The sequence below is a fragment of the Variovorax sp. Varisp53 genome, from assembly GCF_059491555.1.
In genome coordinates this window covers 1,831,934-1,855,591 of the sequence record NZ_CP168512.1, presented here as the reverse complement: position 1 = coordinate 1,855,591, position 23,658 = coordinate 1,831,934, and the positions used below count along the sequence as shown (strand labels likewise).

Annotated in this window: 20 protein-coding genes; 15 read left to right on the top strand and 5 right to left on the bottom strand. The window is 68.4% G+C overall.

Going from position 1 to position 23,658, the window contains the following annotated elements; all coding sequences use genetic code 11:
- Positions 1–82: 82 nt before the first annotated feature.
- The 6 genes from ACEOAB_RS08555 (at position 83) to ACEOAB_RS08530 (ending at position 6,936) form a co-directional block, all read left to right on the top strand.
- Positions 83–2,398: an alkaline phosphatase family protein gene (locus ACEOAB_RS08555; RefSeq protein ID WP_413749460.1), complete on the top strand. Its 2,316-nt coding sequence runs from the start codon at positions 83–85 to the stop codon at positions 2,396–2,398.
- Positions 2,395–3,834 (top strand): cytochrome-c peroxidase, encoded by a 1,440-nt coding sequence (locus ACEOAB_RS08550; RefSeq protein ID WP_495653605.1) that lies wholly within the window; start codon positions 2,395–2,397, stop codon positions 3,832–3,834. The genes ACEOAB_RS08555 and ACEOAB_RS08550 overlap by 4 nt, the downstream gene beginning before the upstream one ends.
- A gap of 11 nt (positions 3,835–3,845) precedes the next feature.
- Complete coding sequence (locus ACEOAB_RS08545; RefSeq protein ID WP_056596472.1) at positions 3,846–4,469, top strand: hypothetical protein; 624 nt, start codon at positions 3,846–3,848, stop codon at positions 4,467–4,469.
- A 4-nt stretch (positions 4,470–4,473) separates the two neighbouring features.
- Positions 4,474–5,364, top strand: a complete 891-nt coding sequence (locus ACEOAB_RS08540; protein WP_413751025.1) for a 2OG-Fe(II) oxygenase — start codon at positions 4,474–4,476, stop codon at positions 5,362–5,364.
- 107 nt (positions 5,365–5,471) lie between these two features.
- Positions 5,472–6,047, top strand: coding sequence for a PadR family transcriptional regulator (locus tag ACEOAB_RS08535; RefSeq protein WP_495653604.1), 576 nt, complete (start codon positions 5,472–5,474; stop codon positions 6,045–6,047).
- A 55-nt stretch (positions 6,048–6,102) separates the two neighbouring features.
- Complete coding sequence (locus ACEOAB_RS08530; RefSeq protein WP_495653603.1) at positions 6,103–6,936, top strand: siderophore-interacting protein; 834 nt, start codon at positions 6,103–6,105, stop codon at positions 6,934–6,936.
- 145 nt (positions 6,937–7,081) lie between these two features.
- Here the strand turns inward: ACEOAB_RS08530 and ACEOAB_RS08525 are convergent, their stop codons facing one another.
- Complete coding sequence (locus ACEOAB_RS08525; RefSeq protein ID WP_413751272.1) at positions 7,082–8,059, bottom strand: magnesium and cobalt transport protein CorA; 978 nt, start codon at positions 8,057–8,059, stop codon at positions 7,082–7,084.
- Between the two features lie 16 nt (positions 8,060–8,075).
- Positions 8,076–8,690 (bottom strand): hypothetical protein, encoded by a 615-nt coding sequence (locus ACEOAB_RS08520; protein ID WP_495653602.1) that lies wholly within the window; start codon positions 8,688–8,690, stop codon positions 8,076–8,078.
- Positions 8,691–8,901: 211 nt separating this feature from the next.
- On the opposite strand from ACEOAB_RS08520, the gene mutS reads away from it, so the two are divergent.
- The 3 genes from mutS to ACEOAB_RS08505 are packed head-to-tail and all read left to right on the top strand — an operon-like array spanning position 8,902 to position 13,188.
- Complete coding sequence (gene mutS / locus ACEOAB_RS08515) at positions 8,902–11,499, top strand: DNA mismatch repair protein MutS (RefSeq protein ID WP_495653832.1); 2,598 nt, start codon at positions 8,902–8,904, stop codon at positions 11,497–11,499.
- A 28-nt stretch (positions 11,500–11,527) separates the two neighbouring features.
- Entirely contained in the window at positions 11,528–12,367 is an 840-nt protein-coding gene (locus ACEOAB_RS08510; protein ID WP_042673444.1) for a proteasome-type protease, read from the top strand.
- Between the two features lie 20 nt (positions 12,368–12,387).
- Positions 12,388–13,188, top strand: a complete 801-nt coding sequence (locus ACEOAB_RS08505; protein ID WP_056596485.1) for an alpha/beta fold hydrolase — start codon at positions 12,388–12,390, stop codon at positions 13,186–13,188.
- A gap of 15 nt (positions 13,189–13,203) precedes the next feature.
- On the opposite strand, the gene ACEOAB_RS08500 is transcribed toward ACEOAB_RS08505, so the two are convergent.
- Positions 13,204–14,676 (bottom strand): amidase, encoded by a 1,473-nt coding sequence (locus ACEOAB_RS08500; RefSeq protein ID WP_413750838.1) that lies wholly within the window; start codon positions 14,674–14,676, stop codon positions 13,204–13,206.
- A 134-nt stretch (positions 14,677–14,810) separates the two neighbouring features.
- Here ACEOAB_RS08500 and ACEOAB_RS08495 point away from each other — a divergent pair, with 134 nt between their 5' ends.
- From ACEOAB_RS08495 to ACEOAB_RS08475, 5 genes are all read left to right on the top strand, one after another.
- Positions 14,811–16,064, top strand: a complete 1,254-nt coding sequence (locus ACEOAB_RS08495; protein WP_495653601.1) for an RNA polymerase sigma factor — start codon at positions 14,811–14,813, stop codon at positions 16,062–16,064.
- 44 nt (positions 16,065–16,108) lie between these two features.
- The gene (locus ACEOAB_RS08490) at positions 16,109–16,489 is read left to right on the top strand and encodes a YciI family protein (protein WP_056596490.1); all 381 of its coding nucleotides are present in this window, start codon (positions 16,109–16,111) and stop codon (positions 16,487–16,489) included.
- Between the two features lie 93 nt (positions 16,490–16,582).
- Complete coding sequence (locus tag ACEOAB_RS08485; protein ID WP_495653600.1) at positions 16,583–17,386, top strand: SDR family NAD(P)-dependent oxidoreductase; 804 nt, start codon at positions 16,583–16,585, stop codon at positions 17,384–17,386.
- 61 nt (positions 17,387–17,447) lie between these two features.
- A complete protein-coding gene (locus ACEOAB_RS08480; RefSeq protein ID WP_056596497.1) occupies positions 17,448–18,071 on the top strand; it encodes a GNAT family N-acetyltransferase in 624 nt (207 codons plus the stop codon).
- 44 nt (positions 18,072–18,115) lie between these two features.
- On the top strand, positions 18,116–18,820 hold the full coding sequence (locus ACEOAB_RS08475; protein WP_056596499.1) for a response regulator transcription factor: 705 nt from the start codon (positions 18,116–18,118) through the stop codon (positions 18,818–18,820).
- 33 nt (positions 18,821–18,853) lie between these two features.
- On the opposite strand, the gene ACEOAB_RS08470 is transcribed toward ACEOAB_RS08475, so the two are convergent.
- A complete protein-coding gene (locus tag ACEOAB_RS08470; RefSeq protein ID WP_495653599.1) occupies positions 18,854–20,827 on the bottom strand; it encodes a YadA family autotransporter adhesin in 1,974 nt (657 codons plus the stop codon).
- Positions 20,828–20,931: 104 nt separating this feature from the next.
- On the opposite strand from ACEOAB_RS08470, the gene ACEOAB_RS08465 reads away from it, so the two are divergent.
- Positions 20,932–22,818, top strand: coding sequence for a sensor histidine kinase (locus ACEOAB_RS08465; protein WP_056596503.1), 1,887 nt, complete (start codon positions 20,932–20,934; stop codon positions 22,816–22,818).
- A gap of 13 nt (positions 22,819–22,831) precedes the next feature.
- Here ACEOAB_RS08465 and ACEOAB_RS08460 read toward each other — a convergent pair whose 3' ends face one another.
- Positions 22,832–23,656, bottom strand: a complete 825-nt coding sequence (locus ACEOAB_RS08460) for an undecaprenyl-diphosphate phosphatase (RefSeq protein ID WP_007833779.1) — start codon at positions 23,654–23,656, stop codon at positions 22,832–22,834.
- Between the last annotated feature and the right edge of the window lie 2 nt (positions 23,657–23,658).

Genomic DNA, 23,658 nt, shown 5'->3' with positions numbered 1-23,658 from the left:
GCCATCGGCTGCGCTGCTGCTTCACGCTCCCCTCCACGCTCGAAAGAAGAAATTGAAAGCCATTCAAAAAATCAGATCCGGCTTGCTGTGTCCCACCCTGACCGTGCTCGCAGCTTCGCTGCTGGCTGCGTGCGGAGGCGGAGGCGGCGGCTCGGGGCCGGTTGCATTCCTCCCGCCGCCCGCGAACCAACCCGCGAGCCAGCCCGCGGGCTCCGGCAACACCACCTTCAGCGGCGTGCTCGCCGCCACCGCCTTCAAGGCCGGCAGCAGCACCGACCCGGTGATCACCGCCGGCTACTACGCAGGCGCCACCGTCTGCGTCGACAGCAACAACAACGGCCGCTGCGACAGCGGCGAGCCCGCCACCGTGACCGATGCCAACGGCAAGTTCAGCCTGTCGCTGCCGGGCGCGTCCGCGCTCATCGCCGACATCGGCACCAGCGCGAAGAACACCGCCACCAACGCCAGCGTGCCCAGGCGCGAAGTGCTGCGCGTGGCGCTCGACCAGGTGAAGGAGCAAGGCACGGCCGTGGTGGTGAGCCCGCTGTCGTCCGAAGTCGCGCGCCTGATCGAAGCCAACGGCACGAGCTACGCAGCCGAGAAGCAGAACCTGGCCACGCGCTTGGGCGTGCCGGCCGACGCCCTGCTCGCCGACTTCAATGCCGCGGCCGCCAATGTGCAGACCGCCTTGCTCGGCGAGGCCAATGCGCTCAACAACCGCTTCGCCTACGCGACCACCAAGCTTGACCGCGGCGACCTGTACCCCGACGCGCTGGCCAACCCCGGCGGCGACCCGCGCCTGAGCGGCATGGCGGGCGTGACGGTGGCGACGGCAGGCGTCGCGGACAACCGCAAGCCCATCACCTTCCTGCAGTCGCAGCAAGCCGCATTCAACGTCGAGGGCATTCCGCGCTACGACAACATCTTCATCGTGATGCTTGAGAACAAGGCCACGATGTCGATCCTGAACTCGGCCTACGCGCCCAAGATCAACGGCTACCTGAAGGCCGGCAATCAGCTCGTGAGCTACTACGCCACCGGCAACCCGAGCGAGCCCAACTACACGGCGCTGGGCGGCGCGGATGACTGGGGCATCACCGACGACAGCCAATGGAACTGCGACGCGACCGGCGCCAATGCGGTGCAGGACACGCCCGTGCCCGACAACACGCAGCCGGGCCTGGCCAAGTCGCCATTCGCTGCCACCTGCACGCAGGCCGCCGCGGTGAACCACAACATCGTCGGCAAGCCGAACCTCTTCAACGCGATCACGAGCGCCGGCCTCACCTGGCGCACCTACAGCGAGTCGATGAACCCGGGCCAGGACTTCCGCACCGACAGCGTGGCCGACACCGCCGTCACCGCGAAGGACAACGTCTACCCGCCCGGCACGCTCGGCGGCAACACCACGGCCATCGGCGACGCCACTCTCACGCTGCCGCTGCCCGGTGGCCTGTACAAGACCAAGCACCACCCCGGCATGGCCTACCAGAACGTGCGCAGCGCGCCCGAATGGAAGTACAGCAACCGCACCATGGGCGGCGGCCAGTGGGATGCGGCGCTGAAGAACAGCACCGACTACGCCATTCCCGCACGCTACGACTACGATCAGCTCGGCACCGACCTGGCCAGCGGCAACGTCGGCAACCTGAACTTCCTGGTGCCCGACCAGTGCGACGACATGCACGGCATCAGCGTGAAGGGCGCCGGCGGCACCGGCACCGCGAGCGACTGCAGCAGCGTGGCGAACAACGTGTCGACCACGGCCGTCTCGCCGATCATCACGCGCGGCGACAACTACGTGGACTTCACGGTCAAGCGCATCCAGGCTTCGCCGCTGTGGAAGAACACGCACAAGCGCGTGGCGATCGTGCTGATGTTCGACGAAGGCAGCGCCACCAGCGGCTTCAATTCCTGCTGCGGCTGGAACGTGGCCAACAGCACCGTCGCCAACCCGATCAAGCAGAACGCGGACGGCACCTGGTCGGTCGATGCCACGATCAACAACTACACCAAGGGCAACCGCGGCCACGGCGAGAGCATCTTCGGCATCCTGACCAACCAGCCCGACGCACCCAAGGGCGTATCGGACAGCGATGCCTACAGCCACTTCTCGTTCGTGCGCACGCTGCAGGACATGTTCCAGCTGGCCGACCCGGCGGTCGACGGCTCGTACATGAACCGCTCGAAGTACACCGAGGCCTTCATCGCCCAGAACATCATGAACCTGCCGGAGTACGCGGGCAGCGCGGACACGCACTTCGACAGCGTGCGGCCGATCAACCACGCCTTCGTGATCCCGGCGAACTACACGCAGAAGCAGTCGGGCGACGTGTCGACCGCCGCGCAGGTCGGGCCGGATGCCAATCAGTTCAACGTCTGGTCGCTGAAGCAATGAGCGAACGCCGTTCGGGCCCGAAAGGGCCGGCGGTGACGCGCGCCGGCTGGATCGGGCTGGCGGTGCTGGCTGCCGCAGGCGTGGCGGGAGTCGTGCTCGTCTCCTGCGGCGGCGGCGGTGGCGGGGGATCGGTGGCCGCGCTGCCGGCCGCCTCCGCGCCCGCCACGGCGGCGAGCTCGCCCGCAGCGGCGCCCGCCGCCGCCAGCACGCTGAGCCTCGCGGCGCAGGTGGGCCAGAAGATGTTCTTCGACAAGAACCTCTCGGGCTCCGGCGCCATGTCGTGCGCGAGCTGCCACGACCCGGCCCATGCGTACGCGCCGGCCAACGACCTCTCCGTGCAGCTCGGCGGCGAGCACATGGACAAGGCCGGCCTGCGCGCGGTGCCCTCGCTGCGCTACAAGGACATCACGCCGCCCTACGCCGATCTGCTGGACAACCCCGACGGCATCAGCGTGCCCGGCCCCGGCGGCGGCTTCGCCTGGGACGGCCGCGCCGGCACGCTGGCCGCGCAGGCCCGACTTCCGTTGCTCGATCCGCTGGAGATGGCCAACGCGAGCAGCACTGACGTGGTGAAGAAACTGAAGGCGGCCGACTATGCGCCGCTGGTCGCCAAGGCCTTCGGCGCAAAGGTGTTCGACGACAGCGACGCCGCCTTCGCCAGCGCGCTGCAGGCCCTGCAGGCCTATCAGCTGGAGGACAAGAGCTTTCATCCGTACAGCAGCAAGTTCGACCTGTACGCGGCCAACAAGATCGGCGGCACGCTCACGCCGGCGGAAACGCGTGGGCTGAAGGTGTTCACCAACCCGGCCACCGGCAACTGCGCCTCGTGCCACTACCAGGGCGCGGGCCTGAACGGCAGTTCGGCGCTGTTCACCGACTTCTCGTACGAGGCGATCAGCGTGCCGCGCAACGCGGGCATCCCGGCCAACGGCGACCTGAAGTATTTCGACATGGGCGTGTGCGGCCCGCTGCGCACCGACCACGCGCCGGCCGCACCGAATGCCGCGAACGGCTTCTGCGGCATGTTCAAGGCGCCGACCATGCGCAACGTGGCGACGCGGCAGGCCTTCTTCCACAACGGCGTGATGCATTCGCTGGAGCAGGTCGTGCGCTTCTACAACACGCGCGACACGCAGCCCGAGCTGTGGTACCCCACCGTCGGCGGAACGCCCAAGGCGAAGAACGATCCCGGCTTTCCGGCGTACGGCCTCATCACGACGCAGTACACGGGCGGCAAGGTGCAGAAGTACGACGACCTGCCGGCTGCCTACGCAGCCAACATCGACACGCAACTGCCGATGGACGGCCGCGCCGCGGGCTCCGCGCCTCCCATGTCCGAGCAGGACATCGCGGACCTGCTCTGCTTCCTGAACACCCTGAGCGATGCGGACACGGCACCGGCCACGCCCGCGAAGCCGGGGGCGTGCGTCAATTGATTTGCCTACACATGAACAACAAGATCCTTTGCGCGGCAATCGCCGCCGCCGCCCTGGCCGCACTCACGGGCTGCGGCCCGCAGCAGCCCGAAGCCGACCTGCCGAACCTCACGGCCGCGATGAACGCCTACCTTGCGAAGAAAGGCGACCTGTGCCTGGGCAAGACCCAATGGCCCATCGACGTGCCGCAGCGCGAGGCAGGCACGCGCGCGCGCAACGCGGTGCAGATGCCGGTGCTGGAGCATGTCGGGCTGGTGAGTGCGTCCACGGCGAAGGTCGAGGACGGCAAGGAGGCCGGCGAGATCGAGGTCACCCGCTACGCGCTGACCGACGAAGGAAAGAAGTACTTCCTGGTGCGCAAGAACCAAAGCGGCCAGAGCGGCCAGGGCGACTTCTGCGCCGCTCACCTGACGCTCGACAAGATCGTCGGCTGGGAAGCGCGCAAGGACGCCAAGGACTCGGCCGATGTCGTCGTCACCTACACCTACAGGATCGATGCCGCACCCTGGACGGGCAATGCCGACGTGCAAAAGGCCTTTCCGATGGTCGACCGCGTGGTGCGCGGCGCCGGCACCATGCAGCTGAAGCAGAACTTCAAACGCACCGACAACGGCTGGGTTCCGGCGGAAGTCTGAGCCGATGGATGCGGTGCTGCGTTTCTCGCCCGCGCTGAGCGACTGGGTATTGCACAACCTGCACCAGGGCTGCGCCCCCGCGAACGTGATCGAGGCCATGCGCGCGCAAGACATGCCGCCCGAGGCCGCCAAGGCCATCGTCGATGCCTTCGTGTTCGCGCTGCGCACCGGAAGCCCGGTGCCTGTCGATTCGGTGACGGTAGCGCCCCTCTACCAGTACGAGCCGCCGCGGCTGCCGCCGGGCACGTCGATCCGCACCACGGACCGGCTCGTGCGCGTGGCCGCGCGCGCGGCGCAGCCGGCCATGGCTGTGCTCGACGACGTGTTCAACGCGCAGGAATGCGAAGAGCTGATCGCGCTCGCGAGGCCCCGGCTGGCGCCATCGACCACTGTCGATCCGCTGTCCGGGCGTGACCTTGTCGGTGAGCAGCGCAGCAGCCTGGGCATGTTCTTCCGGCTGCGCGAAAACGCGTTCATCGCCAGGCTCGATCAGCGCGTGTCGGAGCTCATGAACCTGCCGGTGGAAAACGGCGAAGGGATGCAGGTGCTGTGCTACCCGGCCGGCGCGCAGAGCATGCCCCACTTCGATTTCCTGGTGCCGTCGAACGCGGCCAACAAGGCCTCGCTGGCACGCAGCGGCCAGCGCGTGAGCACGCTCGTGAGCTACCTCAACGAGGTGGAGGAAGGCGGCGAGACCGTATTTCCCGAATGCGGCTGGTCGGTGTCGCCACGACGCGGCAGTGCGGTGTACTTCGAGTACTGCAACAGCCTTGGGCAGGTGGACCATGCATCGCTGCATGCGGGCGGACCCGTGCTGCGCGGCGAGAAATGGGTGGCGACCAAGTGGATGCGGCAGCGGCGCTTCGTGGCCGCTGGAGAGGCTTCGGACAGCTGACTCGTGGCGATGGGCGAGCCACCTCCCGTGTGGTCTGGGGTATCGGTTTGACTTTATTTTAGATATATCTAAAATAATTCCGATACACATCATGAAGGATGCTCACCATGAGACATTTCCATTCCAGCCATCACCACTGCCGCACCGCCCGCGGCGAACATGAAGACGGCCTTTCCGGCGGGCGCGGCCAACACCGCGGCGGTGGCCGTGGCGGCGCACGCGTGTTCGGCCACGGCGGCCTGCGCTTCGTGCTGCTGCAGCTCATTGCAGACAAGCCGGCCCACGGCTACGAACTGATCAAGGCCATCGAAGACCGCCTCGGCGGCAGCTACGCGCCGAGCCCCGGCGTGGTCTACCCCACGCTCACGCTGCTCGAGGAAATGGGCTACCTCAGCGTGGAAGCCGGCGACGGCAGCGGCCGCAAGCGCTACAGCGTCACGGCCAGCGGCCAGGAATTCCTCGCCGCGAACCGCGAGATGGCCGACGCCATGATGGCCCGCATGAGCGGCGGCGTGGACGGCGCCGGCCCGCGCGGCGGACGGCCGCCGCAGGTCACACGCGCCATCGAGAACCTCAAGCTCGCAATGCGCATGCGCCTGTCGGGCGCCGCGATGACCGATCAGCAGGCGCATGAATTCGCCGCGGTGCTCGACGCGGCGGCCCAGCAGATCGAAAAGATCTGAGCCCGCGCCCTCCTCCCGAATCTCAACCCATCCTGTTCGCCACAGGACTCCTGCAATGACCGACTCCAGTACTTCGTCTGCCTTCGCCGCACCCGACCGCATGCCGCGCCGGGTGCGCCACGACCTGCGCTTTCGCCGGCTCACGGTGAAGACCGCGCAGCGCGTGACGCCGCACCTGATCCGCATCACCCTCGCGGGCGACGACCTCGCGGGCTTCACCAGCCCCGGCTTCGACGATCACGCGAAGATCTTCTTTCCCGATGCCACCGGCAAGCTCACGCTGCCCACGGCCGGCCCCGAGGGCCCGATCTGGCCCGAAGGCCGCCCGACCATGCGCGACTACACGCCGCGCCGCCATGACGCCACGGCCGGCACGCTCGAAATCGACTTCGCACTGCACGAGGCCGGCCCCGCCACGCATTGGGCCGAGCAGGCCAGGCCCGGTGACGTCGTCGGCGTGGGCGGCCCGCGCGGCTCGTTCATCGTGCCGACCAAATTCGACTGGCACCTGCTGATCGGCGACGACACCGCCCTGCCCGCGATCTCCCGGCGCCTGGCCGAACTGCCGGCCGGTGCGCGCGCGGTGGTGCTGGCTGAAGTCGATAGCGAAGCCGACGAGATTCCGTTCGACACGCAGGCCGAGCTCACGCTGAAGTGGGTGCACCGCCGCGGCACCGAGCCGGGCCTGAGCCCTGTGCTGCTCGACGCGCTGAAAGCGATGCAGCTACCGGCCGGCGACTTCCATGCATGGGTAGGCTGCGAGTCGGCCATCGCCAAGGCGCTGCGCGCGCACCTCGTGGGCGAGCGCGGCGCGAACCCGAAATGGACGCGGGCCTCGGGCTACTGGCGCCGCGGCGCGGTGGCCACGCACGATTCGCACGACGAGTGAATTGCCTTGCTCCTTCCCCCTCTGGGGGAAGGTCGGGATGGGGGCAAGCGGCGCTCGAAAGGCCGCTGGCTGCGGATGCGCCGCTTACCCCCACCCCTGCCCTCCCCCCAGCGGGGGAGGGAGAAAAACCGGGGCAGCCCCGCCCTCACAGCCAGCCAGCGCGCTTGAAGCGGTAGTAGAGATAGCCGCAGGTGCCGGCGATCAGCCCCAGCGCCACCGCATAGCCGTAGCGGAATTTCAGCTCCGGCATGTTCTCGAAGTTCATGCCCCAAATGCCGGCGTAGGCGGTGCACACCGCGAAGATGCTGGCCCAGGATGCAAGGCGCTTGGTGACTTCGCTCTCCTCGATGGTGACCATCGACAGGTTCACCTGGACCGCCGTGCCGATGGTGTCGCGCATGGCGTCGATCGAGCCGTTGATGCGTCCCAGGTGGTCGCCCACGTCGCGGAAGTACTCTTGTGAACTCATGCAGATCTGGGGCACCCGCCCGCCGTGCAGCTTGCTGGCCGCCTCCAGCAGCGGCGCCACCGCGCGCTTCAGGATCATGCTGCGCCGCTTCAGGTCGTACAGCTGCTTGATCTTGTCGCGCGCCACGCCGCCCTGGCCGAAGATCTGCTGCTCGATGGCCTCGAGCTCCACCTCCAGCGCGTCGATCACCGGGAAGTAGCGGTCGACCACCGCGTCCATCAGCGCATACAGCACGAAGCCCGCACCGTTGCGCAGCAGCTCGGGCTCGCGCTCGCAGCGCTCGCGCACGCCCAGAAAGCCCTGCTTGCTGCGGTTGCGCACCGACAGCACGTAGTTGCTGCCCACGAACACGTCGACCTCGCCCACGTTCGTGCAGTGCTCGCCTTCGGGCGAAGGCTCCACGAGGTGCATGACGACGAAGAGCGAGTCGCCGTATTCCTCCACCTTGGGGCGCTGGTGACCATGCTGCGCGTCTTCCACCGCGAGCGGATGCAGGCCGAATTCCCGCTGCATCTCGGCCAGCTCTTCCGTCGTGGCGTCGCTCAGTGCCACCCAGACGAAGCACCCCGGCCGGGTGATGTATTCGCTGATGTCCTCGACCGGAATGTCGGCGAGCTTGGCGCCGTTTTCATAGGCCACGCAGTTGATAAGCATCGGTATGCGTCCGTGTTCAGTCTTGGGGGCTGGCCGCAGCCAGTTGGCCCGTGGCAGCCAGCGATGCCTCGATGGCCTGCGTCTCGCCCTTGAGCAACGCGAGCCCCTTCTCGGCGAATGCGGCGTGGCTTGCAACGTCGGCCCACAGGCTCGCGGCGGCTTCGGCGCATGTGAGCGATGTGAAGCGGATGCGGCCCTTCGCGATCGCCACGAAGCGCTGCTCGCGCAGGGGGTCCGAGCGGTCCCAGGCACCGCCGATGAGCACGCGCTTGCCGCGCTTGATGCGGGGTTCGCACTCGGCGAAGAAAGGCAGCTTGACGGACACCCAACCCAACAGGCCGCTGTTCAGCGCGGTGTCGAAGGCCGAAGGGGCGGGGTGCGCCTTGGCAAATTCGCGCAGCGTACCGAGTGTGTAGAGCACCGGGTCTTTGGACCCGGCTGAACCGCCTTCCACCGGCCTGATGACGGACAGGCCGTTGCCTCCGCGCCCTTCGGGCCGTTTCGACTTGCGCAGGTCCGCGAGCTGGGCCGGCGACATGCAGAGGTACAGCGCCGCGAGTTCGGCGGGCAAGGTGGCGGTATCTGGCAGCGCATCCGCTTCAGCGCCTTTGAATTCATCCAGCTGGGCCATGGGCGCCTTGTTCTTCACGCGGGGTTGCGCCGGGGGATTTTAGAGTGGGGGATGCGGGCCGAAGCATCCCGTAGTCGCCGATGTCCTCGACCGGAATGCCAGAGAGCTGGCCCTCGGCTGAGACTTTCGCCTGTCCCCGATAATTGCCCGAGTGAAAACGACGACTGCCCACCCCACCCCCTCGACCAGCGATCTCTCTGGGCACACGCCGATGATGGCCCAGTACCTGGGCCTCAAGGCCAACCATCCGGACACCCTGCTGTTCTACCGGATGGGCGATTTCTACGAACTCTTCTGGGCCGACGCCGAAAAAGCGGCGCGCTTGCTCGACATCACGCTCACTCAGCGCGGCCAGTCGGCCGGCCAGCCAGTGGTGATGTGCGGCGTGCCCTTCCATGCGGTCGACACCTACCTGGGCCGGCTCATCAAGCTGGGTGAATCGGTTGCCATCTGCGAGCAGGTGGGCGAAGTCGGGGCCAGCAAGGGTCCGGTGGAACGCAAGGTGGTGCGGGTAGTCACGCCCGGCACGCTGACCGACTCCGAACTGCTCAACGACAAGAGCGAATCGCTGCTGCTCGCGGTGCATGCGGGCTCGCGCAATTTCTGCGGACTGGCCTGGCTCAGCGTGACAGGTGCCGAACTGCGGCTGGCCGAATGCCCGGCCGACGCGCTCGAAGCCTGGATCGCGCGCATCGCGCCGAGCGAGCTGCTCTACAGCGCCGAAGTGACGCCCGCCTTCGAGCAGCGCTTGAAGGCTGCGCGCGCCACCACGCCGTTCACGTTGTCGCTGCGACCGGCGTGGCAGTTCGACGGTGGCCTGGGCGAACGCAAGCTCAGCGAGCAGATGGGCAGCAACAGCCTGGCCGCGTGGAACGCCGAATCGCTGACCAACGCGCACGCCGCCGCCGCCGCGCTGCTGGGCTATGCCGAGCACACGCAAGGCCGCGCGCTCTCGCACGTCCAGCGCCTGTCGGTGGAGCGCGATGGTGACCTGATCGAGTTGCCGCCCACCACGCGCCGCAACCTCGAACTGGTGCAGACGCTGCGCGGCGAAGACTCGCCCACCATGTTCTCGCTGCTCGACACCTGCATGACGGGCATGGGCAGCCGCCTGCTCAAGCGCTGGCTGCTGTCGCCCCGCCGCGACCGTTCCGAAGCGCAGGCCCGGCTCGAAGCCATCGGCGCGCTGCAGTCCACCGTGCTCGACGGCACGGCCGCGCCGTGGCGCACGCTGCGCGAGCAGCTCAAGAACACGAGCGACGTGGAACGCATCGCCGCGCGCATCGCGCTGCGCCAGGTGCGCCCGCGCGAACTGCTGGCGCTGCGCCTGGCGCTGTCGAAGGCGGAACAGCTGGCGCCGCTGCTGCCCGGCGCCGCCGCGCTGCTGGCCCGGATCGCCGAACGCCTCGCCCCGCCACCGGGCTGCGCCGACCTGCTGACCAGCGCCATCAAGCCCGACCCGTCCGCGCTGGTGCGCGACGGCGGCGTGATCGCCACCGGCCACGACGCCGAACTCGACGAGCTGCGCGCCATCAGCGAGAACTGCGACGACTTCCTGCTGAAGCTCGAAATCAGCGAGCGCGAGCGCACCGGCATCAGCAACCTGCGGGTGCAGTTCAACCGCGTGCACGGCTTCTACATCGAGGTGACGCAGAGCGCGCTCTCGAAGGTGCCCGACAACTACCGCCGCCGCCAGACGCTGAAGAACGCCGAGCGCTTCATCACGCCCGAGCTGAAAGCCTTCGAGGACAAGGCCCTGAGCGCACAAGACCGGGCACTGGCCCGCGAGAAATGGCTGTACGAACAGCTGCTCGACGCGCTGCAGCCCTCGGTGCCCGCGCTCACGCAGCTGGCCGGCGGCATCGCCACGCTCGACGCGCTGTGCGCACTGGCCGAGCGCTCGCACACGCTGCACTGGCGCGCGCCCAGCTTCGTGGCGCACCCGTGCATCGAGATCCAGCAGGGCCGCCACCCGGTGGTGGAGGCGCGGCTGGCCGAGAAGTCGTCGGGCGGCTTCATCGCCAACGACACGCAGCTCGGGCCGCAGCAGCGCATGCAGGTCATCACCGGCCCCAACATGGGCGGCAAGTCGACGTACATGCGGCAGGTGGCGATCATCGTGCTGCTGGCTTCCATCGGCTCGCACGTACCGGCGGCCGCCTGCCGGCTCGGGCCGATCGACGCGATCCACACCCGCATCGGCGCGGCCGACGACCTTGCCAATGCGCAGTCGACCTTCATGCTCGAGATGACCGAGGCCGCGCAGATCCTGCACAGCGCCACGGCGCAGTCGCTGGTGCTGATGGACGAGATCGGCCGCGGCACCAGCACCTTCGACGGGCTGGCGCTGGCCGCGGGCATAGCCGCCCAGTTGCACCACCGCAGCAAGGCCTTCACGCTGTTCGCCACGCACTATTTCGAACTCACCGAATTCCCGGCCACGCACCACGGTGCGGTGAACATGCACGTGAGCGCCACCGAGGCGGGCCGCGACATCGTGTTCCTGCATGAAATGCAGCCCGGCCCGGCCAGCAAGAGCTACGGCATCCAGGTGGCGCGGCTCGCGGGCATGCCCGCGGCGGTGGTCAACCATGCGCGGCAGGCGCTGGAAGCACTCGAATCGCAGCATGCGCAAACTCGTGCACAGGTCGACCTGTTCGCACCGCCCCCGGTAGCCGAAACGCCGCTGGCCAGCGCCGTAGAATCCGCGCTGGCTGCGCTCGACCCCGACACCATGAGCCCGCGCGAGGCGCTCGACGCCCTGTATGCCCTTCAAAAACTGAATAAACGTGAACTCGGCGCCGCATGACCGGGCACCGTTCATGCAAGATGAACTCATGACTTACTGCGTAGGCATCAAACTCAACGCCGGCCTGGTGTTTCTCTCCGACTCGCGCACCAATGCGGGCGTGGACCACATCAGCACCTTCCGCAAGATGATCGTCTACGAGCAGCCGGGCGACCGCGTCATGGTGCTGCTGTCGGCGGGCAACCTGAGCATCTCGCAGTCGGTGCGCGAAATCCTCCAGATCGAGGAGCTGCGCGAAACCCGCGAAGACGGCACGCAGGGCGACCCGATCACCATCTGGAACGCCAAGAGCATGTTCGATGCCGCGCGCGTGTTGGGCTCGGCGGTGCGCCACGTGTACGACCGCGACGCCGAGGCGCTGAAGCACGCGGGGCTGGACTTCAACGTGTCGTTCATCTTCGGCGGGCAGGTCAAGGGCGAGGGCATGCGCCTGTTCCTGGTCTACGCGGCGGGCAACTTCATCGAGGCGACCACCGAGACGCCCTACTTCCAGGTCGGCGAATCGAAATACGGCAAGCCCGTGCTCGACCGCGTGCTCACGCCCGAGACCCCGCTCGACGAGGCCGCCAAGTGCGCGCTGGTGTCGATGGACTCGACCATGAAGTCGAACCTGTCGGTCGGCCTGCCGCTCGACCTCGTGGTGTACGAGGCCAACAAGCTCGAGACCGACCGCGTGATCTGCATCGACGCCGACAACCCCTACTACCGCATGATGCACAACAGCTGGGGCCAGAAGCTGCGCGAGGTGTTCGACAGCATCGAAGACCCGGTGTGGGACGACAGCCATACCGAGCATCCGCTGAAGATGCCCGCCACGCGGCACAGCGCACTGCGCAAGATCTCCACGCCCGACGAAAAACTCATCTGAAGCCCGGTGCGGCTGTGGTGATGCCTCCCGTCGTCTTCTCGCACGGCAACAGCTTTCCCGCGAGCACCTACCGCGTCGTTCTCGACAGCCTGCGCAGCCGCGGCTTCGAGGTCGACGCCATCGAGAAGTTCGGGCACGACCCGAAGTACCCCGTCACCGACAACTGGCCGCACCTCGTGCAGCAGCTGGCCGACTTTGCGCAGCAGCACGCGGGCCGCGCCGGCAGACCGGTGTTCCTGGTCGGCCATTCGCTTGGCGGAATCCTGAGCCTGATGTGCGCGGCGCTGCACCCGGAGCTCGCCTGCGGCGTGGTGCTGCTCGATTCGCCGATCCTCAGCGGCTGGCGCGCGAACACGCTCAATGTCGTCAAGCGCACACCGCTCATGAAGAGCATTTCGCCCGGCGCCATCAGCCACCGGCGCAGGAACAGCTGGGCGCACCGGGAGGCGGTGTTCGAGCACTTCCGCAGCAAAAAGGCTTTCGCGAAGTGGGACGAGCAGGTGCTGCACGACTACATCGACCACGGCACCTTCGAGGGGGAAGACACGCGCGAGCTGAGTTTCGACCGCAACGTGGAAACGGCCATCTACAACACCTTGCCCCACAACCTCGGCGCCCTGCTGCGCCGCCACCCGCCCAAGTGCAAGGTGGCCTTCATCGGCGGGCGCCAGTCGGTGGAGATGAAGCAGGTGGGCATGGCGATGACCGAGCAAGTCACCAAGGGACGCATCGCGATGCTCGACGGCGGCCATCTGTTTCCCATGGAAAAGCCGCTGGCCACCGCCGCTGCCATCGAGGCGGCGCTGCGCAACCTGCTCTGAGCGGCCGCCGCGCCCTCACTCTTGGGTAACGTGCACCCCGGGCCGCTTGCCCGAATTCCATTGGCCCCCGAGCGCCCGCTCGATCTGCGCCGCCAGTTGCAGCAGCAGCCCGTCGTTCGCCTGCGCAGCCTGGGCCTGGATGCCCAGCGGCAGCCCGTTTTCCTGCGCAGCCATCGGCAGCGAGATGCCCGGCATGCCGCACAGGTTGGCCAGCGGCGTGTAGGCGAAGTTCTGCCAGAGGTTGGCGAACCAGTCGTAGACCGACGGGTTCGTGCTGGTCGTGAGGTACTCGCTGGTGCCCACCTTCGGCGTGGGCAGCGCGGTGATGGGTGTGAGGATGATGTCCCAGCGCTGGAAGAAGTCGCCGAAGGCGCGCGAGGTGGTGTTGAACACCGCCTGCATCTTCGAGCGCTCGGTGTATGAGGTGTGCAGCCCGGCTTCCCAGATCTTGATGTTGATCGGCTCCAGCAGCTCGGCCGGCGGGCGCTCCAGCCCCAGCCGGTGTAGGTGGCCGTCGATGACCTGCGCGAAGTTGCTGATGTAGCAGGTGGTCTGTGCGTCGAAGGCGGCCTTGAAGTCGACCGCCGGCAGCACCCATTCGACGTGGTGGCCCAGCTCCTCGAGGAACTTGCCCACGCGCTCCAGCTCGGCCACGAAATGCGGCGTGGCGCGGAAGTCGCCCCACTCGTGCGACAGCGCGATGCGCAGGCGGCCCGGGTCGCGCCGGATGAGCTCGCTGTACGGCTCGGCCGGCGACCAGAAGGGCATGAACTCGCCAGGCGCGCCGCCGCGGCAGTGGTCGACGAAGGCGGCCGTGTCGCGCACGGTGCGGCTGTGGCAGCCCTGGATCGACACCAGCCCCGAAAGATCGGACAGCCCCGGCGCTAGCGAGAACACGCCGCGCGACACCTTCAGCCCGATGTTGCCGTTCACGCCCGCCGGAATGCGGATGGAGCCGCCGCCGTCCGTGGCATGCGACAGCGGCAGCACGCCGGCGGCCACGATCGCCGCCGTGCCGGCCGACGAGCCGCAGGTGGTGTATTCGAGGTCCCAGGGGTTGCGCGTGACGTGGAAGGCGTTCTCCGCCGAACTGCACACGCCGAACTCCGGCGTGGTGCTGCGGCCCATGATGTTGAGCCCCGCCTTGCGCAGCTGTTGCGTGAGGAAGCTGTCGGCCGCCGGACGGTGGCCCTGCATCATCATCGAGCCGAACTCCTGCAGCCGGCCCTTCAGCGTGGGGCCCAGGTCCTTCATGAGGTAGGGTAGGCCCGCAAACACACCTTCGGGGTTCATGCCGTCCTTCAGCGGGTCGGCTACCACGTCTTCGAACACTTCGACAACCGCGTCGAGCTGCGGATCGAGCCTCGCGATGCCGGCGGCCGCCTGCGCGGCCAGTTCCGCCGCCGTCACATCGCCCTTGCGCACGCGTTCGGCCAAACCGATGCCGTCGTGATCGGCCCATTCGCTCCAGCTCATTGCCAACGTCATTTCGCGGTGCTCCATTTCTTGTTCGTCGAGGAAAGTGCGTCCGATTTTGCCGAGCGTGTCGGCGCGACGCATACTCATTCGTCCTTGGGTGAGCAGGAACGAAGGACAAGCAAGCAGACAAGCAAGCGCGCCGCATGACCGACGACGACACCGCCTGGATCGCCACCACGCTGACCGCCTCGCGCCCGCGCGCGGTGGCCGCGTTGCTGCGCTACTTCCGCGAGCTCGACATGGCCGAGGAAGCCTTCCAGGAAGCCAGCCTGCGCGCCCTGCGGCACTGGCCCGCGAGCGGCCCGCCGCGCGATCCGCTGGCCTGGCTGATCTTCGTCGGGCGCAACGCGGCGCTCGACGAGGTGCGCCGGCGCAACCAGCACGAGGCGCTACCGGAGGACGACGCGCTCATTTCCGACCTCGACGACACCGAAGCCGCCCTGGTCGAGCTGCTCGACCAGACGCACTACCGCGACGACGTGCTGCGCCTGCTCTTCGTCTGCTGCCACCCCGAGCTGCCGCTGACGCAGCAGATCGCGCTGGCGCTGCGCATCGTCTCGGGCCTGTCGGTGCGGGAGATCGCACGCGCCTTCCTGGTCGGCGAAAGCGCGATGGAGCAGCGCATCACCCGCGCCAAGAAGCGCGTGGCCTCGGCCGGCATTCCCTTCGACACGCCGGGCCGGCGCGAGCGCGACGAGCGGCTGGCTGCCGTGTGCACCACCGTCTATCTGCTTTTCAACGAAGGCTATTCGGCCAGCGGCGGCGAGGAGCACGTGCGCGCCGCGCTGTGCGAGGAAGCCATACGCCTCGCGCGGCTGCTGCTCGAGCTGTTCCCCGGCGAGCCCGAGCTGATGGGCCTGGTCGCCCTGCTCCTGCTGCAGCATGCGCGCGCCGATGTGCGGCTCGATGACGGCGGCATGGTCGTGCTGCTCGAAGACCAGGACCGCACGCGCTGGAACCGCGCGCTCATCGCCGAGGGGCTGGCGCTGGTCGAAGGCGCGCTGCGGCAGCGCAGGCCCGGCCCCTACCAGCTGCAGGCCGCCATCGCCGCCACCCACGCGCAGGCCGCGCACGCCGGGGACACGGACTGGGCCGAGATCGACCGCCTCTACGCCGCGCTCGAAACCCTGCAGCCCTCGCCGGTCGTCACGCTGAACCGCGCGGTGGCGGTGCACAAGCTGCACGGGCCGCAGACCGCGCTGGCGCTGACCGAACCGCTGGCCGGCGCGTTGGACGGCTACTTCCACTTTCACGGCCTGCAGGGCGCGCTGCTGATGCAGCTGGAGCGCGCCGACGAGGCCCGCGCCGCCTTCGCGCGCGCACTCGGCATGGCCCGCACCGCCGCCGAGGCAGCGCACATCCGGGCAATGCTCGACCGCATCGGCACGCCCGGCTGATACCGACTCACCCCGCCACGAACCACGGAAAGAAAAGGAAGACCATGCTCTATTCCATCCTCATCTACGGCTCCGAATCCACGGTGGCCGCCTGGGAACCGGGCGTCGAAGAGGAAATGCTCGAACGCCACACCGACCTGCGCGAGGACCTCCAGACGCAGGGCAAGCTCGGCACCGTGCTGCGGCTGATGCCGAACGTGGCGACCACGGTGCGCCAGGCGGGCGACATGCACCCGCTGGTCACCGACGGGCCCTTCGCCGAGACGAAGGAGCAGCTCATGGGCATCTACATCGTGGAGTGCGAGTCGGTCGAGGAAGCGACCCACGCGGCGCACCGGCTGGCCTTCGAGGGCGGGGTTTTCGAGATCAGGCCGATCACCTGGTACGACCCGGGCGTGATTCCGGCGCGAATTCCGCAGGTTTGAAAAAAGATCTGCCGGCGATGTCGGATCGGACCACCGCCCCGCGTCCTTGGATGGAACGCCCGCATGTCGCGGGCGGCAACCCGAGGAGAAACGATGTCGCAGACGTTCAGGAACAAGTGCGTGGTGGTTCACGGTGGCAGCGGTGCCATCGGCGGCGTGGCGGCCCGCGCCTTCGCGCGTGAAGGCGCCAGGGTGTTCATCACGGGGCGCGACCGCGCCAGGCTCGATGCGGCAGTGCGGGCCATCGAAACCGAGGGCGCGCGCGCCGAGGCGGCCGTGGTCGATGCGCTCGATGAGCAGGCCATGATCCGCCACGCCGCCGAAGTGGCCGAATGCGCCGGCGGCATCGACATCGCGCTCAACGCCATCGGCGTGATGCACGTGCAGGGCACGCCGCTCGCGGCGCTGCCGCTGGAAGACTTCTTCCTGCCCGTGCAGGCCTACACCCGCAGCTGCTTTCTCACGGCCAGGGCCGTGGCGCCGCACATGGCGAAGCGCGGCGGGGGCGTGATTCTTTCGGTGTCCACGCCAGCCTCGCGCCTGCCGGGGCCGGGCTACCTGGGCCACGCGGTGGCCTGCGCGGGTGTGGAGGCGCTTTCGCGCCACATGGCGGGCGAGCTGGCGGCCTTCAACATCCGCACCGTGTGCATCCGCTCGCACGCCATTCCCGAGGCGGTGACGGCCGGGTCGCATGCCCGCGAGGTGTTCCGCCCGGCCGCCGAGAGCATGGGGCTCACGGTCGAGCAGATGCTCGCGGCCAAGCCGCCCGGCCTGCTGGTGCAGCGTCTGCCCTCGCTCGACCAGATGGCGGCCGCCGCGCTGTTCGCGGCCTCCGATGGCGCGGGCGCGATGACCGGCGCGGTGCTGAACCTGAGCGGGGGTGTCACGCTGGATTGAGGCGCGGCCGCCATGGCTCCCTAGAATCGCCCGGGTCATCCCCGAACCTTGCCGATTCCGCATGCAGCCCGAATTTCCGTCAGCGCCTGCGCTGGCCGACGCACTGATCGTCGACCCGTTCTATCTCGCGATCTCCGTCGATTTCGAGCACGACATGCCGCGGCGCAAGGCGGTGCTCGCCAACTACTTCGCCTACTCGCTGGGCGAGGCCGTGCGCACAGGCCGCTACCTCGCCGCCGAAGACGCCCGGCTCGGGGCGGCGGCCTGGCTGCTGCCTCGCGCCGATGCGATCGACGCGGCCGAGTCGGCGGCGAAGAGCGATTACCTCGCCGACGCACTGGGCCCGCGGGGCCACGGCAACTACCGCCGCATCGTCGATTTCATGGCCGCGCGCTCGCCGGCCGTGGTGCCGGCGCATGCCTGGTACCTGTCGATCCTCGGCATCTCGCCCGATGCACAGGGGCGCGGGCTGGGCGCGCAGCTGCTGGCGCCTACGCTGGCCGAGGCCGACGCGGCGGGCGTGCCCTGCTTCCTGGAAACCTTCACGCCGCGCAGCGTAGCCTTCTACGAGCGGCTGGGCTTCCGTGGCGAAGCGGAGCACCTGGAGCCGATCACGAACTCGACTTACCTGATCATGTGCAGGCCTGCCCGGCAATCGTTGGCAACAAGTCTGGAAAATAAGTAAATACCTTGCGCCCGGCTCACCGGCCTGGCCGAAGAATCCGCCGCATGTCTCCCCTTCCGACAGAACACGCCGAACCCGTTTCGCTGAGCCCCACGCTGATCGTCGAGGACGAGCCGGCCATGCAGGAGCGCCTGCGCTACGTGCTGTCCACCCTCGGCTGCGACGAGAGCCGCATTTCGGTGACCGACAGCGTCGCCGGTGCCCGGCAGCTTCTGGGCGAACAGGGCTACGGCTTGGTGCTGGTGGACATCGGCCTGCCCGACGGCAGCGGGGTCGAGCTCATCGGCTGGCTGCAAACGCACCACCCGGGCGTTCCGGCGGTGGTGATCTCGGCCTGGCGCACGGAGGAAATCATCTTCGCAGCCCTGCGCGCAGGCGCCATCGGCTACCTGCTCAAGGAGCGCGACGACATCGAGCTGGGCATCGCGCTGCGCAGCATCGAACAGGGCGGCGCGCCCATCGACCCGAGCATCGCGCGCCACATCCTCGCCTGGCTGGCAACGCACCAGCCGCCGCCGGCCGAAGCGGCAGTGCAGGCATCCACAGAAGCACCGGCCGCGCTCACGCGCCGGGAGCGCGAGATACTGGAACTCGTCTCGCAAGGCCTGAGCAACCGCGATATGGCCGAATCACTCTCGATCTCCAGGCTGACCGTGGAATGCCACACCAAGAACATCTACCGCAAGCTGGCCGTCAGCTCGCGCACCGAGGCCGTCTTCGAGGGCCGGCGACACGGCTTGCTGCGCTGACCTGACGCGCCGCGGCCTTCTTCCCCCTGGCCTTCACCATGCGTAGCCCGCCTGAACGCGGGCGGCAACGCGGTTGCTGCTGCCGCTGCTGGTGGCGGTGGAGACACCCAGTCCCAGGTTCAGGTTGTCGTTGACCTGGTAGCCGAAAGCGAAGCCGATGGCGGATGCGCCGGCGTAGTTGCCCGCGGCGGCCCCCATCCACTTCTTGCCTGCTGCGAGCGTCGGCATGGAGGGCATGGCGAGCGCCGCTGCAATGCCCTTTGCGGCAAAGGCATTCGCCTGGCTGGTCGCGCTGCTCACCGCCTGCTGCAGCTGGTTGACGTTGACGGCGTCGGTGCCCAGCATGCCGGGCGCGACATTCGCAATGCCGCGCAACTGCCCGGTGGCCGCGTTGCCCACCGACACGGTGTTGTCGCGATCCGCCACCGAGCCCTGGCCCAGCGCAACCGCATTGCTGCCCGAGGCCAGCGTGTTGGCCCCGAGCGCCACGGCGTTGTTGCCGGTGGCCACCGCGTTGTTGCCTACGGCGGTGGTGGGATCGGCCAGCGCCCTGGCGCCTGCACCGATGGCGACCGAGCCGGCATAACGGGCCTCGGCGCCGCTGCCGACGGCGGTGGTGCTGTCGCCATTGGCCGTCGCATTGGTGCCCATCGCCGTGGCGCCCGCACCGGTGGCCTTGCTGCCCGTGCCGCAGGTCACGCTGCCTCCGCTGAAGCTGCACAGGCCATTGGCAAGGGCCTGATTCATGACGCTCTGCAATGCGGCCACCTGCTGCACCGTGAAGCTGTTGGAGGTCGCCACGGCGCCTTGCTCGGCCTGCTGGACCTGCCCGACGTTGGCGGCATCCGTCATGGCCGTGCCGGCGCGAACGTTGCTGAGCGTGGTTCCCGCGCCGCCGTTGGCATTCAGGCTGACGGTCGCGCCACCCGGGCCGTACTGGACCGAGTTGTTCGCCACGCCCAGGGCGGTGTTCGCCGTGCCCTGGGCAGCCGTTGCCGCAGCTTGGGCACCGTTGGCCGTGGTCTGGGCCGTGCCCGCATTGGCGAGCGCGGTGTTCGCCGTGCCTTGGGCAGCAGCAGCCGCTGTCTGGGCTCCGCTCGCCATGGTCTGTGCCGTGCCTGCATTGGCAAGCGCAGTGTTCGCCGTGCCCTCGGCTGACGCCGCAGCGCCCTGGGCAAAAGCAGCCACGGCCGTTGCGCCGCTGGCGGTTGCCATAGCCGTGTCGGCGGTCTCTCGCACCGAGTACAGCTGGCTGCCGTTGACGGCGTCGGTGCTCGTGGCGGTCACCGATCCCGCACTGACGTTGACCAGGCCACGCGTTTGGCCGGTGGACCCGAAGGAGACCGTATTCGCCGCCGTGGCAACGGAGTTCGCGCCAATGGCCGCGCTGCCGCTCGCACCGCTTTCGACCCGACTGCCCGAGCCTATGGCCACACCGCCTGTCGCAAGCGCCGCCGCGCCCGAAGCACCGCCGTTTGCGCCGCCGATCGCCGTGCTGCCGTTGCCGGACGCCAATGCGCCCTGGCTGGTGCCCGAGGCGCTTCCGATGGCGACCGCCGAGTTGCCCGTCGCCTGCGCGCCGCTGCCGCCGGCCCGGCCGCCGAAGCCGCAGCAACCGTCAAGGCCGGTGCCGCCAGCGCCGACGGCAATGGCGCCGGAGGACGTGGCCTGAGCGCCGCTTCCCCCTGCCCCGCCCGTGCCGCCCGCGGTACCTTGCCCCGCGGTTCCGCCGCCCCCGATGGCCGTCGAACCATTCGCGGTCGCACTGGCGCCAACGCCGCCCGTTCCACCGGTTCCGCCAGCAGTTCCGTTGCTGCCATCGCCACCCGCACCGATCGCGGTGGAACCGTCTCCTGAGACCGTAGCCGCGCCGCCGCCGGCGCTGGACGACCACCCGGGCTGGGCGCCTGCGTTGCCCGCACCACCGGCGGCATAGCCGGCGGCATATGCGCTTCCCGCGAAAGACAAGGCAATCGCCAGCAGTTGCGCGTGGATCCGGATGGACATGGACTTCTCCCCCTGTGAACAACTAAGACAAAACATGGCAAAGTGTGTCTTTTCGTTTTCATCGAGGCCATCCCCGAGAACTGGTAAATGAAGGATCTGGATCGATGAGGAGCCGGCAGCCCGGGTCGCCCGCACAGGCATTGCTTGCCGCGTTGATGGGCGCCTTTCTTTTCTTCCTCCTTGTTTTCATCCCCGCGAGGACGCTGGCGCAGCAGCCTCCTCCTCCCGAACTCCGCGTCGAAGCGGTGCGAGGCACGGGCTGGACCGAGACCAGCCCCCCGACCGACGGCTGGACGCGCGTCACGCTGCCCGACAGCTGGGCCGAACGCTGGCCCGGCTTCGACGGCGTGGTCTGGTACCGGCTGACCTGGGTCCAGCCCGCGCAGACCAATGAAACGGGCCTGCTGCTGCACTACCTCAACATGGCCGGCGAGGTTTCGCTGAACGGCACGCCGATCTCGCGCGACCAAAACCTGGTCGAACCGCTGACCCGCGCCTGGAACATGCCGCGCTACTGGCTGCTGGCGCCGCCGCTGCTGAAGCCGGGCGCCACCAACATGCTGACGGTCCGCGTCTCGGGCCTGTCTGCCTACCAGGCCGGCCTGGGCCCGGTCAGTCTCGGCAGGCCCGCCGCCGTGCAGGCGACCTACGAGCGGGAGCGGTTCGTGCGCCGCGACCTGCAGGTGCTGGGCCTCGCGGTGAGCGCGGCGGTCTCGGCGTTCTTCGCCGCGCTGTGGCTGCTGCGGCGGCGCGAGGCGGCCTACGGATGGTTCGCGCTGATGTCGGTGCTGTGGCTGCTGTTCGGCTACAACCAGATCGCGACCAGCCCCTGGCCGTTTGCCTCCAACCACGGGTGGCAGGCGCTCAACACTTCGCTGCTCTTGGTTTTTGGCGTGTCCTACATCGTCTTTGCGCTGCGCTTCTGCGCATCGCGCATGCCGCGCCTTGAAGCGGCGGCACTGTTGGTCGCGCTGGCCGGCGTGCTCGATCTGTGGCTGGCGAGCGGCCTGGACCTGCCGGTTCACCGCGCCATCTGGACGCTGGTGGGCGGCCTCACGGTCATTGCGGTGAACAGCGCATCGATCATGCATGCCCTGCGACACCGCGCGAGCCCGATGCGTTCGCTCGCGCCCTTCATGGCCGTGTCGGCGGCAACGGCAATGCACGACCTGCTGGTGTTCACGCAGGTGATCCACAGCAACATCTACTACACGACCATGTCGTCGTACGTGCTGTTGCTGGGCATGGCGCTGACGCAGGCCGGGCGCTTCGTGAGCAGCCTGAAGCGCATCGAAAACTTCAACACCGAGCTCATCGAAGAGGTGAACACCGCCAAGGCCGAGCTGGCCGCCACGCTCGCGCAGCAGCATGCGCTGGAACTGGCACATGCGCGCATCGGCGAGCGCGTGAACCTCGCGAGCGACCTGCACGACGGGTTGGGCGGCATGCTGGTCGGCAGCATCGCGACACTCGAACGCAGGCCCGAAGAGCTTTCCGCGCCCGCACTGCTCGCGATGCTCAAGAGCCTGCGCGACGACCTGCGGCTGATCATCGAGGCCACGGGCCAGCACGATGGTGCGCGTGCGTTCGGCGAGCTGCTCGCGCCCTTGCGCCACCGCACCTCGCAGCTGCTCGATGCGAACGGCATCGACTGCCGCTGGCAGGTATCGAACATCGAGACGCTCGAGCTGCCGCCGTCACAGAGCCTCGACCTGCTGCGCTTCCTGCAGGAGGCGCTGACGAACGCGCTCAAGCACAGCGCAGGCCGGCGCGTGGACGTGGCCGTGACGCGCACCGGCGCGGGTCTGCAGCTCAGCGTGCGCGACGACGGTCGCGGCTTCGTGGTCGATGGAGCCGACAAGGGCGCGGGTGCCGGACTGCGCAGCCTGCGCGCCCGGGCGCGGCGCCTCGGGGCCGAACTGCGGCTGCAGTCGCGCCCGGGCGAGACGCGGCTGACGCTTCAGGTGCCGCTGGCGGCAAAGGCAAGCTGAGCGCCGCGCAAAGTTACTCCGCCCAGACCACCGCCCCGCTCCACGCGGTGGCCAGCACCACGATGCCGAAGGCGATGCGGTACCACGCGAACGGAATGAAGTTGTGGGTGCTGATGTACTTCAGCAGCCAGCGCACGCACAACCATGCGCTGATGAACGAGAACACCAGCCCCACCGCGAACAGCGGGAGGTCGGCCACCGACAGCAGCGCGCGCTCCTTGTAGAGGCTGTACACGCCGGCGCCGATCAGCGTCGGGATTGCGAGGAAGAACGAGAAATCGGTCGCTGCCTGTCGTGACAACCCCAGCAGCATGCCGCCGATGATGGTCGAGCCGCTGCGGCTGGTGCCCGGGATCATCGCGAAGCACTGCACCAGGCCCACCTTGAGCGCATCCCATGGCGACATGTCGTCGACATGCTCCACGCGTACCGAACCCGGCGGCCGCTTCTCGGCCCACAGGATGATGAAGCCACCGATGATGAAGGTGCTCGCCACCACGGTCGGAATGAACAGGTGGGCCTTGATGGCCTTGCCGAACAGCAGGCCCAGCACCACCGCCGGCAGGAAGCCGATGAAGATGTTCAGCGCCAGGCGCTGCGCCTTCGGCTGCCGGGGCAGCGCGACGACGGTCGACTTGATCTTGTGCCAATAGACCAGGATCACCGCGAAGATCGCGCCGGTCTGGATGGCGATGTCGAAGACCTTGGCCTTGTCGTCGTCGAAACCGAGCAGCGAGCCCGCAAGAATCAGGTGGCCGGTCGACGAGATCGGCAGGAATTCGGTCAGCCCTTCGACGATGCCCATCACGGCGGCCTTGACCAGCAAAACAATGTCCACGC

Excerpts from the sequence above, each read along its gene's own strand:
- ACEOAB_RS08495 (WP_495653601.1), top strand. The coding sequence starts at position 14,811 with ATGACCGACGACGACACCGCCTGGATCGCCACCACGCTGACCGCCTCG.
- ACEOAB_RS08505 (WP_056596485.1), top strand. The coding sequence starts at position 12,388 with ATGCCTCCCGTCGTCTTCTCGCACGGCAACAGCTTTCCCGCGAGCACC.
- ACEOAB_RS08535 (WP_495653604.1), top strand. The coding sequence starts at position 5,472 with ATGAGACATTTCCATTCCAGCCATCACCACTGCCGCACCGCCCGCGGC.
- ACEOAB_RS08520 (WP_495653602.1), bottom strand. The coding sequence starts at position 8,690 with ATGGCCCAGCTGGATGAATTCAAAGGCGCTGAAGCGGATGCGCTGCCA.
- ACEOAB_RS08550 (WP_495653605.1), top strand. The coding sequence starts at position 2,395 with ATGAGCGAACGCCGTTCGGGCCCGAAAGGGCCGGCGGTGACGCGCGCC.
- ACEOAB_RS08465 (WP_056596503.1), top strand. The coding sequence starts at position 20,932 with ATGAGGAGCCGGCAGCCCGGGTCGCCCGCACAGGCATTGCTTGCCGCG.
- ACEOAB_RS08490 (WP_056596490.1), top strand. The coding sequence starts at position 16,109 with ATGCTCTATTCCATCCTCATCTACGGCTCCGAATCCACGGTGGCCGCC.
- ACEOAB_RS08510 (WP_042673444.1), top strand. The coding sequence starts at position 11,528 with ATGACTTACTGCGTAGGCATCAAACTCAACGCCGGCCTGGTGTTTCTC.
- ACEOAB_RS08545 (WP_056596472.1), top strand. The coding sequence starts at position 3,846 with ATGAACAACAAGATCCTTTGCGCGGCAATCGCCGCCGCCGCCCTGGCC.
- ACEOAB_RS08480 (WP_056596497.1), top strand. The coding sequence starts at position 17,448 with ATGCAGCCCGAATTTCCGTCAGCGCCTGCGCTGGCCGACGCACTGATC.
- ACEOAB_RS08500 (WP_413750838.1), bottom strand. The coding sequence starts at position 14,676 with ATGACGTTGGCAATGAGCTGGAGCGAATGGGCCGATCACGACGGCATC.
- ACEOAB_RS08475 (WP_056596499.1), top strand. The coding sequence starts at position 18,116 with ATGTCTCCCCTTCCGACAGAACACGCCGAACCCGTTTCGCTGAGCCCC.
- ACEOAB_RS08530 (WP_495653603.1), top strand. The coding sequence starts at position 6,103 with ATGACCGACTCCAGTACTTCGTCTGCCTTCGCCGCACCCGACCGCATG.
- ACEOAB_RS08540 (WP_413751025.1), top strand. The coding sequence starts at position 4,474 with ATGGATGCGGTGCTGCGTTTCTCGCCCGCGCTGAGCGACTGGGTATTG.
- mutS (WP_495653832.1), top strand. The coding sequence starts at position 8,902 with ATGATGGCCCAGTACCTGGGCCTCAAGGCCAACCATCCGGACACCCTG.
- ACEOAB_RS08525 (WP_413751272.1), bottom strand. The coding sequence starts at position 8,059 with ATGCTTATCAACTGCGTGGCCTATGAAAACGGCGCCAAGCTCGCCGAC.
- ACEOAB_RS08485 (WP_495653600.1), top strand. The coding sequence starts at position 16,583 with ATGTCGCAGACGTTCAGGAACAAGTGCGTGGTGGTTCACGGTGGCAGC.
- ACEOAB_RS08470 (WP_495653599.1), bottom strand. The coding sequence starts at position 20,827 with ATGTCCATCCGGATCCACGCGCAACTGCTGGCGATTGCCTTGTCTTTC.